At 66.4% G+C, this 13,609-nt stretch carries 6 protein-coding genes and 3 rRNA genes; 7 read left to right on the top strand and 2 right to left on the bottom strand.

What is annotated here, in order from left to right:
• Positions 1 to 198: 198 nt before the first annotated feature.
• Entirely contained in the window at positions 199 to 993 is a 795-nt protein-coding gene (locus ACRAS8_RS19305) for a TetR/AcrR family transcriptional regulator (protein ID WP_438487282.1), read from the bottom strand.
• A 436-nt stretch (positions 994 to 1,429) separates the two neighbouring features.
• On the opposite strand from ACRAS8_RS19305, the gene ACRAS8_RS19310 reads away from it, so the two are divergent.
• Together ACRAS8_RS19310 and ACRAS8_RS19315 are read left to right on the top strand one after the other, a co-directional pair.
• Entirely contained in the window at positions 1,430 to 2,827 is a 1,398-nt protein-coding gene (locus ACRAS8_RS19310; protein ID WP_438487283.1) for an NAD(P)/FAD-dependent oxidoreductase, read from the top strand.
• 295 nt (positions 2,828 to 3,122) lie between these two features.
• A complete protein-coding gene (locus tag ACRAS8_RS19315) occupies positions 3,123 to 4,880 on the top strand; it encodes a SpoIIE family protein phosphatase (protein WP_438487284.1) in 1,758 nt (585 codons plus the stop codon).
• 116 nt (positions 4,881 to 4,996) lie between these two features.
• On the opposite strand, the gene ACRAS8_RS19320 is transcribed toward ACRAS8_RS19315, so the two are convergent.
• A complete protein-coding gene (locus tag ACRAS8_RS19320; RefSeq protein ID WP_438490534.1) occupies positions 4,997 to 6,286 on the bottom strand; it encodes an MFS transporter in 1,290 nt (429 codons plus the stop codon).
• 198 nt (positions 6,287 to 6,484) lie between these two features.
• Here ACRAS8_RS19320 and ACRAS8_RS19325 point away from each other — a divergent pair, with 198 nt between their 5' ends.
• From ACRAS8_RS19325 to ACRAS8_RS19345, 5 genes are all read left to right on the top strand, one after another.
• Entirely contained in the window at positions 6,485 to 7,045 is a 561-nt protein-coding gene (locus ACRAS8_RS19325; RefSeq protein WP_438487285.1) for a MarR family winged helix-turn-helix transcriptional regulator, read from the top strand.
• Between the two features lie 712 nt (positions 7,046 to 7,757).
• Positions 7,758 to 9,285, top strand: a 16S ribosomal RNA gene (locus ACRAS8_RS19330).
• A gap of 222 nt (positions 9,286 to 9,507) precedes the next feature.
• Positions 9,508 to 12,629, top strand: a 23S ribosomal RNA gene (locus tag ACRAS8_RS19335).
• Between the two features lie 71 nt (positions 12,630 to 12,700).
• Positions 12,701 to 12,817, top strand: a 5S ribosomal RNA gene (rrf, locus tag ACRAS8_RS19340).
• The 16S, 23S and 5S rRNA genes sit together here, the layout of an rRNA operon.
• Positions 12,818 to 12,913: 96 nt before the next feature.
• Positions 12,914 to 13,564, top strand: a complete 651-nt coding sequence (locus ACRAS8_RS19345) for an HAD family hydrolase (RefSeq protein WP_438487286.1) — start codon at positions 12,914 to 12,916, stop codon at positions 13,562 to 13,564.
• Positions 13,565 to 13,609: the final 45 nt, after the last annotated feature.

Here is a 13,609-nt window from a genome sequence, read left to right on the forward strand (position 1 = left end):
GGGCTCGGGCGGGGCAACCACTCATCCGGGGCGACCGCACTGGCGTTCACCCGTACGGAACGGCCGCCCGCGACCGGCACCCCCAGAGGCCGCCGCCCCATCGGGAGGCCCCGCACCCGGGACTCCCCGACGCGCGCACCGGCTCCGCGACGGAAGTGCCCCGTCCGGCACACCCGTCGCGGAGCCGGTCGCCGCAGCTCACCGGGCGGGACGCGAGCGCAGCCCCTCCAGCAGGATCTCCAGCAGCCGAGCGGACGCCGCCTGCTGCTGCCCCGGATCGGGCAGCGCGGGCGCGCCCGTGGCGATGACCAGCAGTACATCGGAGACCGTGACATCGGCCCGCAGCGCACCCGCCGCCCGGGCCCGCTCCACCAGCCGCCCGACGACGTCCAGCAGCGCCTGCCCGCCGGGCGTCTCCTCGGACTCCGCGCCCGCCCGCGGCGCATCCGCCTCACCGGGCGCCACCCGCTGCAACGGCACCCGGGCCTCGGTGCCGCCCTCCGGCAGCCGCGGCTCGCCCGCGCCGCCCGGCGCCCGCTCCCCGCCCGCGTCCACCCGCAGGATGCCCGGCGGCAGCAGCCGCCCGGCCCCCGAGGCGACCGACGTCCGCAGGAAGCGCGCCAGCGCCGACCACGGGTCGTCCTCCTGGCCCAGCGCGGCCCGCGCCTGCTCCGTCAGCCGGGAGGTCTCCTCCTCGGCTATCCGCCGGACCAGCACGTCCTTGCTCGGGAAACGGCGGTAGACCGTCCCCACTCCGACCCGGGCGCGCCGCGCCACGTCCTCCATCGGCGCGCCGTACCCCAGCTCGCCGAAGACCTCACGGGCCGCCCGCAGCACATGCTCCAGATTGCGCTGGGCGTCCACCCGCAGCGGCGTGCTCCGGCCGTTGGCGCCGGTCGTCGCGCCCGTTCCGTTGCCGCCGGCGCCGTTGGCACCGTCGGAGGCAGTGGTCACCGCGACCGCCGCCGGCCATTGAGAGCCCTGAATGTGCATAAGTGATCCCCCGGTAATGACGTCTCCCCCCGGAGACTCCCCGCCCTGACGGTCGGGGCCACCCGACGAGAGGGTGCACCCCAACGACATACGAACATAGTTGAGCCCGCGTCAAGATTGAAGGGGGCGCTCCGCACCCCGTGCCCCCCGATCGGCCCAATGGACCCGATCCGTCCTGCTCGCCCGTCCTCCCACTCCGCGCCAATCTCCGCCTGACCAGCGTACTTCGCACCGCTCGGCCGGAATGTCCGGCTCCACACCCCCGCCCGCCGCGGACATACTTTTCGCCCCGCCTGTGGACAAAGACGCCCCGGCAGTGCGTCATGGAACAGTGCTGTGCGCGCCGGGGGCACAGCACCCGACGGTGGCCGCGCCGCCCGCCCGGCCGCCCGCTCGGTGGCGCCCCGGCCTGGTCGACACCGCGAGGAGAACCTCTGTGAAGACTGTGTCCTCGGAGTACTCGGACGCCGTGGCGCGCATCCTGGTCGTCGGCGGCGGCTACGTGGGGATGTACACCGCCCTGCGGCTGCAGCGGACGCTCCGGCAGGAGCTGCGGCAGGGCACGGTCGAGATCGTCGTCGTCGACCCCGAGCCGTACATGACCTACCAGCCGTTCCTGCCGGAGGCCGCCGCCGGTGCCATCTCCCCGCGCCATGTCGTCGTCCCGCTGCGCCGCGTCCTGCCGCACTGCACCGTCGTCATCGGCGAGGTCACCGCCATCGACCACGACAAGCGCCGGGCCACCGTCTCCACCCTGGCCGCCGAGCAGGCCGGCGCCGCCGCCCTCACCGTCGCCTACGACGAACTGGTCCTCGCGCCCGGATCGGTCTCCCGCACCCTCCCCGTCCCCGGACTGGCCGACGTCGGCATCGGCTTCAAGACCGTCGAGGAGGCCATCGGACTGCGCAACCACGTCCTCGAACAGCTCGACATCGCCTCCTCCACCCGCGACCCCGAGATCCGCGACGCGGCGCTGACCTTCGTCTTCGTCGGCGGCGGCTTCGCCGGCGTGGAGGCCCTGGCCGAGCTGGAGGACATGGCCCGCTACGCCGCCCGCTACTACCACAACGTCCGCCCCGAGGACATGAAGTGGATGCTGGTCGAGGCGACCGGCCGGATCCTGCCCGAGGTCGGCCCCGACATGGGCCGCTACACCGTCCGCGAGCTGCGCGCCCGCAACATCGACGTCCGGCTGGAGACCCGCCTGGAGTCCTGCGAGAAGCGCGTCGTCCGGCTCAGCGACGGCTCCCGCTTCCCCACCAGGACGGTGGTGTGGACCGCCGGCGTCAAACCGCACCCCCTCGTGGCCGCGAGCGGGCTCCCCCTGACCGACCGCGGCCGGCTCAAGTGCACCGCCGCGCTCCAGGTGGACGGCGTGGCACACGCGTGGTCGGCTGGCGACGCCGCGGCCGTCCCCGACCTCACGGCCCCGCCGCCCGCCACCCCCGACGCCCCCCGCGCCACCTGCGCCCCCAACGCCCAGCACGCCGTCCGCCAGGCCAGGGTGCTCGCCGGAAACCTCACCGCCGCCCTGCGCGGCGGCGAGATCCGCAACTACGAGCACGCCTACGCCGGTTCGGTGGCCTCGCTCGGCCTGCACAAGGGCGTCGCCCACGTCTACGGCCGCAAACTCAAGGGCTACCCGGCGTGGTTCATGCACCGCGCCTACCACCTCAGCCGGGTGCCCACCTTCAACCGCAAGGCCCGGATCCTCGCCGAATGGACCCTCGCCGGGCTCTTCAAACGCGAGATCGTCTCTCTCGGCTCGCTGGAGAACCCGCGCGCCGAATTCGAACTCGCCGCGGGCACCGGCCGGCACAACGAAACCAGCTGACCGGCCGCCCCACCAGGGACGTTGACCACCCACCCGGCCGCCGCACGACGGCCGCCCGCGCACCGCGCACTACGCCCCGGCGCCCGGCGTCTGACGGAAGACCGTCCGGTCGGCCACACTGGACGTGTGACCATGGGTGGGCTCGTATCTGCGAAGAGTGACAATCGCGAGGATTCAGGACGTTTGCTGCATTCCGCCAGAGGGTGCCGACCGTGCGCCCCGCTCCGCCCCGGGGCCTGCCCCCACACCGACGGCCCGACCCCGCGCGACGACGCGAAGTAAGAGGTACCCCTCCGTGATCTTCACGCGCTGGAGCGCCAAGTTCCCCGGCACGCAGCGGCGCACCGCCGCCCGCTCCGACCACGCCGCCACCCCGCCCGCGGGACCCACGCCGCACCCCGCCGCGCCCGCGGCCGCCGACGATGCGCCCGCCGCCGTCCCCGCCGCCCGCGCCGAGGACCCCACCGGCGAGGACACCCCGCCGCCCGCCGCGCCTCCCACCGTCGACGCGCTCTCCGTCCACGACATCCTCGGCACCATCCCCGCCCTGGTCGCCGTCGTCTACGGCCCCGAGCACCGCATCGCCTACGTCAACAGCGCCTACGCCGGCGTCTTCGGCCCCCGCCCGGCCGGCCGCACCGCCCGCGAGGCCCTCCCCGAACTCGGCGAACTGGGCCTGCTGCCCCTCATGGACCAGGTCCTGCGCAGCGGAAAACCACGCACCGTCAAGTCCCGCAAGGTCCCGGCCGGCGCCGGCGGCGACCGCACCCGCGACGGCTACTACACCTTCACCTGCACCCCCATCGAGGTCGCCGCCAGCGGCCCGGCGCCCGACCCCGAGGTCGCCTGCGTCGCCCCGCACAAGGGCGTCCTGGTCTTCGGCGCCGAGGTCACCGACCAGATCGAGTCCGCCGAACGGCTGCGCGCCAGCGAAGCCCGCCAGCGCGCCGCCGCGGTCACCCTCCAGCGCTCCCTCCTGCCCCAGGAACTGGAGCAGCCCGACGACCTGCGCGTCGCCGCCACCTACCAGCCCGGCGGCACCGACGCAGCGGTCGGCGGCGACTGGTACGACGTCATCACCCTCGGCGCCGGCCGCACTGCCTTGGTCATCGGGGACGTCATGGGCCGCGGGGTGCGCGCCGCCGCCGTCATGGGCCAGCTCCGCACCGCCGTCCGCGCCTACGCCCGCCTCGACCTCCCGCCCCACGAGGTCCTCCAGCTCCTGGACGGCCTGGCCGCCGAGATCGACGCCAGCCAGATCGCCACCTGCGTCTACGCCGTCCACGACCCCAACGAGGGCCGCCTGGTCTACGCCTCGGCCGGCCATCTGCCGATGCTCGTCCGCGACGCCGACGGCACCGTCCGCCGGGCCGCCGAACCCACCGGCCCGCCGCTCGGCACCGGCGGCTGGCTGCACACCTCCGGCTCCGTCCCGCTCAGCCCCGGCAGCAGCGCCGTCCTCTACACCGACGGCCTCGTCGAACGCCGCGACAAGGACATCGACGACGGCGTCGCCGCTCTGGAACGCGCCTTCGCCGGCGCCACCGGCACCCCCGACATCGTCTGCGACCGGCTGCTGCGCTCCCTGGGCATCACCGCCGCCCACGACGACGACGTCGCCATCCTCGTCATCCAGAACCCGGTCCGCACCGGGCACGACGCCGAGCTGTTCCACAACGCCGCCCTCGAACTCCACGGCGGCACCGAGGCGGCACCCCGCGCCCGCGCCTTCGCCTCCGGCGTCCTTGCCTCCTGGCGCTTCTCCCCGGAACTCCACGACCTCGGGGTCCTGGCCGCCAGCGAACTCGTCGCCAACTCCCTCCAGCACGGCACCCCGCCGATGCGCCTACGGCTGCGCCGCACCGACCGCCGCCTGATCATCGAGGTCACCGACGGCGACGACCACCTGCCCCGCCGCCGGCGGGCCGAGCCCGTCGACGAGACCGGCCGCGGCATCTCGATCGTCGCGACCATCGCCTCGTCCTGGGGCTCCCGCCGCACCCCCGGCGGAGGCAAGGCCGTCTGGTGCGAATTCGCCCTGCCCAGGGGCTGACCCGGGGCGACGCGCCGAGACCCGGCCACGGACCGGGCCCGTCCGCCGTCCCACGACCGGTACGGGCCGACCAGTACGGTGCCGCGCCACCGGCGGGCGCCGCACCGGCCCGCACCTCACACGGCCGCGGGTATCGGTTCGGCCTCCACCCGCTGCGCGGGCACGGCGACCGCCCGGTGCGGCTGGTCCTGGGCCGGGCCGAGCATCCGCCCCAGCCGCAGCGCCAGCACCGTGATCCCCACCGCGCACGCCACGAGCATCGCGATGTACGCGGCATACATCCCGTGCCCGACCATCAGCGCCCCCACGGCCGGCCCGACCGCCAGCGCCAACTGCTTGACCAGCGCGAACGCCGAGTTGTACTGGCCTATCAGCGAGGCCGGCGCCAGATCCGCCACCAGCGGCGCCACCGTCGGCGACAGCAGCGACTCCCCGATGCCGAACAGCGCATACGTGGAGACCAGCAGCACGGTCGCCACCATCTGACTCCCGTGCACCAGCCCGGACAGCCCGGCGGCGATCCACGCCACCGTCCAGACCATGCCCACCAGCGCCATCACCCGGCTCCGGCGCCGCCGCTCGACCAGCTTCAGCACCACGAACTGCGCCGCCACGATCGCCGCGGTGTTGGCCGCCAGCGCGATCCCCAGCGTGGCCGGCTCGATCCGGGTGACCTCCGTGGCATACGCCGCCAGCCCCGACTCGAACTGCCCGTAGCAGGCGAAGAACATCACGAAGCCCAGCAGGCACAGCCACATCATCCGCCGGTCGCCGAACAGCGCCCGCCAGGCACCCCTGGCCCGCTCCTCGGTCGGCACCGCGTCCTCGACCTTCGGCGCCCGCGGCAGCCGCACGGTCGCGATCGCCGCCCCCAGCACCAGGAACATCACGGCCTCGATGGCGAACAGCCGCACAAAGCTCGACGCGTGCGCCTCGTCGACCAGCTGACCACCGACCAGGCCGCCTATGCCCAGACCCAGGTTGTTCAGGAAGAACTGCGTGGCGAACGCCCGCGAGCGGGTCACCGTCGTCGAGCACCACACGATCATCGTGGCCAGCGCCGGCTGGATCACCGCGATACCGGCCCCCAGCGCCACCGCCGACGCGACGACCATCGGCTCGGTCTCCGACAGCCCGATCCCCAGCGACCCGACGGCCGCCGCGACCGTACCGACGACGGCCACCGGCAGAGGCCCCCGCCGGTCGATGGCCCGCCCCGTCAGCGGCAGCACGACCAGCGCGGAGATCGCCAGCATCGCCAGCACCACACCAGCCGTACTCGCACCGAGATGCCGCACGTTCGCCACGTAGACGTACAGATACGGCACGGTGAAGCCGTTGCCGAACGCGCTCAGCGCGTTCCCCAGCTGGATCCGGCGCAGCGCGGCGCCCATCGCGGTGGTCACACTCACCTACCTAGGTCAGGTCATGAAGACGGATACGAGTCGGAACCCGAGCCGAGCCAAGCCAAGGCGGCGTCCACGACGCCCGGACGTCCGAGACCGGACAGTCACACCCTCAAGACTTCGACCCTAAAGTTCGAAGCTAAAGACTACATGACGAAGAACTTCAACGCCAATGACTTTCGTGTCATACTGCGCCGCATGTCAGAGCCCTCAGATGCGGCCACCGGCGGCACCGAGCCGAGCCTCGAGGAACAGATCGCGGCCTACCAGCGCGAGTTCCAGGACCTCGACCCCCAGGTGGAGCAGGTCGTCTCCGCACTCCAGCGCCTGAACCGGAGGATGAACGTCGCCTACGGACGGCAGACCGCCACCCTCGGCATCAGCAACGCCGAATGGGAGGTCCTCAAGGCCCTCGTCGTCTCCGGCGCGCCCTACCGCATGGGCCCCGGCGAACTCGCCAAGCGCCTCGGCCTCACGCCGGCCGCCATGACCCACCGCATCGACCGACTGGCGAACGAGGGCCTGGTCACCCGCGAGCGCGACGAGGCCAACCGCGTCCGCGTCATCGTCGAGCTGACCCACGAGGGTCGCGAGAAGTGGACGGAGGCGATGCGCATGGCGACGGTCTTCGAGGAGGATCTCCTCCAGGACCTCTCCGGCGAGGAACGCCGCATCCTCGGCGACGCGTTGACCCGCCTGCTGCGCCGGGTCGAGGACACCCAGCCGGACGCCGACGGCCGCCTGAGCGACCTCGACTGACCCCGGTTTGACACGCCCCTTCCCGATCCGTAGTGTTCTCCGAGTTGCCAACGAGCCGGAACGGTTCTGCGGCAGCCATTCCGCCGCTTCGCGGCAACTCACTACTGCACGGCCCCTCAACGGGACTGAATTCCGCATGCCGAAATTCGTTCCGGACACCTGATTAGGCGTCACCGAGGAATTCCGCTAAAGTAGTGAACACCCCGCCGACAGGGGAATCGGATCGAAATTCGAACCGCCCGCAACTCACCGAGAAGCGGACCGGAACGGAAAGAAGATCTGATAAAGTCGGAAAGGCCGGAAAGCGAAAGCGAAACGGCCGACCCCGCTCCAGCAGGGGGCCAGAGACGGAAACGGATCTGGTAAGGTTGGAACCGCGAGAAAGCCGAAAGGCCGGATCGCACCGGCGAAAATCAGAGCCGAAAGGATCTGATAGAGTCGGAGACGCAAGACCGAAGGGAAGCGCCCGGAGGAAGCCCGCGAGGGCAGGCCGAAGGAAGCGTCCGTTCCTTGAGAACTCAACAGCGTGCCAAAAGTCAACGCCAGATATGTTGATACCCCGTCTCCAACATCACGTTGGGACGAGGTTCCTTTGAAAGACCTTCCGACCTGTTCGGGAGGCACACACAGCGAGGACGCTGTGAACCGTGGGGATTATTCCTCCCCACGGTTCCGCTCAACGCGAGTGTTTTTGCCGGATTACCGGTAAGCATTCACGGAGAGTTTGATCCTGGCTCAGGACGAACGCTGGCGGCGTGCTTAACACATGCAAGTCGAACGATGAACCGGCTTCGGTCGGGGATTAGTGGCGAACGGGTGAGTAACACGTGGGCAATCTGCCCTTCACTCTGGGACAAGCCCTGGAAACGGGGTCTAATACCGGATATGACGCGCGACCGCATGGTCTGTGCGTGGAAAGCTCCGGCGGTGAAGGATGAGCCCGCGGCCTATCAGCTTGTTGGTGAGGTAATGGCTCACCAAGGCGACGACGGGTAGCCGGCCTGAGAGGGCGACCGGCCACACTGGGACTGAGACACGGCCCAGACTCCTACGGGAGGCAGCAGTGGGGAATATTGCACAATGGGCGAAAGCCTGATGCAGCGACGCCGCGTGAGGGATGACGGCCTTCGGGTTGTAAACCTCTTTCAGCAGGGAAGAAGCGCAAGTGACGGTACCTGCAGAAGAAGCGCCGGCTAACTACGTGCCAGCAGCCGCGGTAATACGTAGGGCGCGAGCGTTGTCCGGAATTATTGGGCGTAAAGAGCTCGTAGGCGGCTTGTCGCGTCGGATGTGAAAGCCCGGGGCTTAACCCCGGGTCTGCATTCGATACGGGCAGGCTAGAGTTCGGTAGGGGAGATCGGAATTCCTGGTGTAGCGGTGAAATGCGCAGATATCAGGAGGAACACCGGTGGCGAAGGCGGATCTCTGGGCCGATACTGACGCTGAGGAGCGAAAGCGTGGGGAGCGAACAGGATTAGATACCCTGGTAGTCCACGCCGTAAACGTTGGGAACTAGGTGTGGGCGACATTCCACGTCGTCCGTGCCGCAGCTAACGCATTAAGTTCCCCGCCTGGGGAGTACGGCCGCAAGGCTAAAACTCAAAGGAATTGACGGGGGCCCGCACAAGCAGCGGAGCATGTGGCTTAATTCGACGCAACGCGAAGAACCTTACCAAGGCTTGACATACACCGGAAACGTCTGGAGACAGGCGCCCCCTTGTGGTCGGTGTACAGGTGGTGCATGGCTGTCGTCAGCTCGTGTCGTGAGATGTTGGGTTAAGTCCCGCAACGAGCGCAACCCTTGTTCTGTGTTGCCAGCATGCCTTTCGGGGTGATGGGGACTCACAGGAGACTGCGGGGTCAACTCGGAGGAAGGTGGGGACGACGTCAAGTCATCATGCCCCTTATGTCTTGGGCTGCACACGTGCTACAATGGCCGGTACAATGAGCTGCGATACCGCGAGGTGGAGCGAATCTCAAAAAGCCGGTCTCAGTTCGGATTGGGGTCTGCAACTCGACCCCATGAAGTCGGAGTTGCTAGTAATCGCAGATCAGCATTGCTGCGGTGAATACGTTCCCGGGCCTTGTACACACCGCCCGTCACGTCACGAAAGTCGGTAACACCCGAAGCCGGTGGCCCAACCCCTTGTGGGAGGGAATCGTCGAAGGTGGGACTGGCGATTGGGACGAAGTCGTAACAAGGTAGCCGTACCGGAAGGTGCGGCTGGATCACCTCCTTTCTAAGGAGCACTTCTTACTCGGACTTGGTTCGGGTCAGAGGCCAGTACATCAGCGAGTGTCTGATGCTGGTTGCTCATGGGTGGAACGTTGACTACTCGGCACGAGGTACGGACTACGGTCTGAACCTTCGCGATGCCGGCCCCGGTGAAGATCCACGTTGGTGGGTTGTGACGGGTGGCTGGTCGTTGCTTGAGAACTGCACAGTGGACGCGAGCATCTGTGGCCAAGTTTTTAAGGGCGCACGGTGGATGCCTTGGCACCAGGAACCGATGAAGGACGTGGGAGGCCGCGATAGGCCCCGGGGAGCTGTCAACCGAGCTTTGATCCGGGGGTGTCCGAATGGGGAAACCCGGCAGTCGTCATGGGCTGTCACCCGCTGCTGAACACATAGGCAGTGTGGAGGGAACGCGGGGAAGTGAAACATCTCAGTACCCGCAGGAAGAGAAAACAACCGTGATTCCGGGAGTAGTGGCGAGCGAAACTGGATGAGGCCAAACCGTATTGGTGTGATACCCGGCAGGGGTTGCCAGTGCGGGGTTGTGGGATCTCTTTTCTGCAGTCTGCCGGCTGTGGGACGAGTCAGAAACCGTTGATGTAGGCGAAGGACATGCGAAAGGTCCGGCGTAGAGGGTAAGACCCCCGTAGCTGAAACGTCAGCGGCTCGTTTGAGAGACACCCAAGTAGCACGGGGCCCGAGAAATCCCGTGTGAATCTGGCGGGACCACCCGTTAAGCCTAAATATTCCCTGGTGACCGATAGCGGATAGTACCGTGAGGGAATGGTGAAAAGTACCGCGGGAGCGGAGTGAAATAGTACCTGAAACCGTGTGCCTACAAGCCGTGGGAGCGTCGCGCAAGGATTTGTCCTTGCGTCGTGACTGCGTGCCTTTTGAAGAATGAGCCTGCGAGTTAGCGGTGTGTAGCGAGGTTAACCCGTGTGGGGAAGCCGTAGCGAAAGCGAGTCCGAAGAGGGCGGTTTGAGTTGCACGCTCTAGACCCGAAGCGGAGTGATCTAGCCATGGGCAGGTTGAAGCGGAGGTAAGACTTCGTGGAGGACCGAACCCACCAGGGTTGAAAACCTGGGGGATGACCTGTGGTTAGGGGTGAAAGGCCAATCAAACTCCGTGATAGCTGGTTCTCCCCGAAATGCATTTAGGTGCAGCGTCGTGTGTTTCTTGCCGGAGGTAGAGCACTGGATAGGCGATGGGCCCTACCGGGTTACTGACCTTAGCCAAACTCCGAATGCCGGTAAGTGAGAGCGCGGCAGTGAGACTGTGGGGGATAAGCTCCATGGTCGAGAGGGAAACAGCCCAGAGCATCGACTAAGGCCCCTAAGCGTGTGCTAAGTGGGAAAGGATGTGGAGTCGCAGAGACAACCAGGAGGTTGGCTTAGAAGCAGCCATCCTTGAAAGAGTGCGTAATAGCTCACTGGTCAAGTGATTCCGCGCCGACAATGTAGCGGGGCTCAAGTACACCGCCGAAGTCGTGTCATTGCAGCATTACTCCTAACGGAGGCTGTGATGGGTAGGGGAGCGTCGTGTGCCGGGTGAAGCAGCCGTGGAAGCGAGTTGTGGACGGTTCACGAGTGAGAATGCAGGCATGAGTAGCGATACAAGAGTGGGAAACTCTTGCGCCGATTGACTAAGGGTTCCTGGGTCAAGCTGATCTGCCCAGGGTAAGTCGGGACCTAAGGCGAGGCCGACAGGCGTAGTCGATGGACAACCGGTTGATATTCCGGTACCCGCTTTGAAGCGCCCAGTACTGAATCAGGCGATGCTAAGTCCGTGAAGCCGCCCTGGAGCCTTCGGGCAAAGGGGAGTGGTGGAGCCGACGGACCAGACTTGTAGTAGGTAAGCGATGGGGTGACGCAGGAAGGTAGTCCAGCCCGGGCGGTGGTTGTCCCGGGGTAAGGGTGTAGGCCGTGTGGTAGGCAAATCCGTCACACGTTGAGGCTGAGACCTGATGCCGAGCCGATTGTGGTGAAGTGGATGATCCTATGCTGTCGAGAAAAGCCTCTAGTGAGTTTCAAGGCGGCCCGTACCCTAAACCGACTCAGGTGGTCAGGTAGAGAATACCGAGGCGTTCGGGTGAACTATGGTTAAGGAACTCGGCAAAATGCCCCCGTAACTTCGGGAGAAGGGGGGCCATTTCCGGTGATCACTCTTGCAGTGTGAGCTGGGGGTGGCCGCAGAGACCAGCGAGAAGCGACTGTTTACTAAAAACACAGGTCCGTGCGAAGCCGTAAGGCGATGTATACGGACTGACGCCTGCCCGGTGCTGGAACGTTAAGGGGACCGGTTAGCTCCATTTCGGTGGGGCGAAGCTGAGAACTTAAGCGCCAGTAAACGGCGGTGGTAACTATAACCATCCTAAGGTAGCGAAATTCCTTGTCGGGTAAGTTCCGACCTGCACGAATGGCGTAACGACTTCTCGACTGTCTCAACCATAGGCCCGGTGAAATTGCATTACGAGTAAAGATGCTCGTTTCGCGCAGCAGGACGGAAAGACCCCGGGACCTTTACTATAGCTTGATATTGGTGTTCGGTTCGGCTTGTGTAGGATAGGTGGGAGACTGTGAAGCGCCAACGCCAGTTGGTGTGGAGTCGTTGTTGAAATACCACTCTGGTCGTGCTGGATGTCTAACCTGGGTCCGTGATCCGGATCAGGGACAGTGTCTGGTGGGTAGTTTAACTGGGGCGGTTGCCTCCTAAAGGGTAACGGAGGCGCCCAAAGGTTCCCTCAGCCTGGTTGGTAATCAGGTGTTGAGTGTAAGTGCACAAGGGAGCTTGACTGTGAGACTGACGGGTCGAGCAGGTACGAAAGTAGGGACTAGTGATCCGGCGGTGGCTTGTGGAAGCGCCGTCGCTCAACGGATAAAAGGTACCCCGGGGATAACAGGCTGATCTTCCCCAAGAGTCCATATCGACGGGATGGTTTGGCACCTCGATGTCGGCTCGTCGCATCCTGGGGCTGGAGTCGGTCCCAAGGGTTGGGCTGTTCGCCCATTAAAGCGGTACGCGAGCTGGGTTTAGAACGTCGTGAGACAGTTCGGTCCCTATCCGCTGTGCGCGTAGGAGTCTTGAGAAGGGCTGTCCCTAGTACGAGAGGACCGGGACGGACGGACCTCTGGTGTGCCAGTTGTTCTGCCAAGGGCATGGCTGGTTGGCTACGTTCGGAAAGGATAACCGCTGAAAGCATCTAAGCGGGAAGCCTGCTTCGAGATGAGGGCTCCCTCCCACTTGATGGGGTAAGGCTCCCAGTAGATGACTGGGTTGATAGGCCAGATATGGAAGACCGGTAACGGTTGGAGTTGACTGGTACTAATAGGCCGAGGGCTTGTCCTCAGTTGCTCGCGTCCACTGTGTTGGTTCTGAAGCCACGAACAGACCAACGGTTGTTCTAAGTTTCATAGTGTTTCGGTGGTTTTAGCGTTAGGGAAACGCCCGGTTACATTCCGAACCCGGAAGCTAAGCCTTTCAGCGCCGATGGTACTGCAGGGGGGACCCTGTGGGAGAGTAGGACGCCGCCGAACAAATTTTGATAAAGCCTCGTTCCCCGAGTTTCGACTCGGGGGGCGAGGCTTTTTTGCGTTGTGCCGCAGGGAAGCCCGGGTAGGTACGCTCGGGAGATGCGCTACGACCTGATCATTTTCGATAACGATGGTGTCCTGGTGGACAGCGAGCCGATCTCCAATGAAATCCTCGCCGGCTATCTCACCGAGCTGGGGCACCCGACCACGTACGAGGAATCGTTGCGGGACTTCATGGGCGGGTCGATGCAGCGTGTGCGCGACCTGGTGCTGGAGAAGTCCGGTCGGGCGCTGCCGGCAGTCTTCGAAGCGGACTTCCATGCGCGGGTGTTCGGCGCGTTCCGGGAGCGGTTGCAGGCGGTGCCGGGCGTGGAGACCGTTCTGGAGAAGCTGGCCGCGGACGGTGTGCCGTACTGCGTCGGGTCGTCGGGGAGCCATGAGCGGATCCGGGTGGCGCTGACGAAGACCGGGCTGTTCGAACGGTTCGGCGAGAACCGCGTGTTCTCGTCGCAGGACGTGGCGCAGGGGAAGCCGGCGCCCGACTTGTTCCTGCACGCGGCGCGGGAGATGGGGGTCGCACCTGGGCGGTGTGCGGTGGTCGAGGACAGCCCGCTGGGTGTGCGGGCGGCGGTGGCCGCGGGGATGGACGTGTACGGGTTCACGGCGATGACGCCGGCGGCGAAGCTGGTGGAGGCCGGGGCCACCGCACTGTTCACGGATATGGCGGAGCTGCCGCAGTTGTTGCACTAGGGGTGGTGGCGGTGCGAGACCGTAGGCGATCGGGCCGGAACTGCT

The organism is Streptomyces sp. S186, from assembly GCF_051603415.1.
Taxonomy (GTDB): Bacteria; Actinomycetota; Actinomycetes; order Streptomycetales; family Streptomycetaceae; genus Streptomyces.

Coding starts and splice junctions, on each gene's coding strand:
- ACRAS8_RS19305 (WP_438487282.1), bottom strand. CDS start 993: ATGCACATTCAGGGCTCTCAATGGCCGGCGGCGGTCGCGGTGACCACT.
- ACRAS8_RS19325 (WP_438487285.1), top strand. CDS start 6,485: ATGTCAGAGCCCTCAGATGCGGCCACCGGCGGCACCGAGCCGAGCCTC.
- ACRAS8_RS19345 (WP_438487286.1), top strand. CDS start 12,914: ATGCGCTACGACCTGATCATTTTCGATAACGATGGTGTCCTGGTGGAC.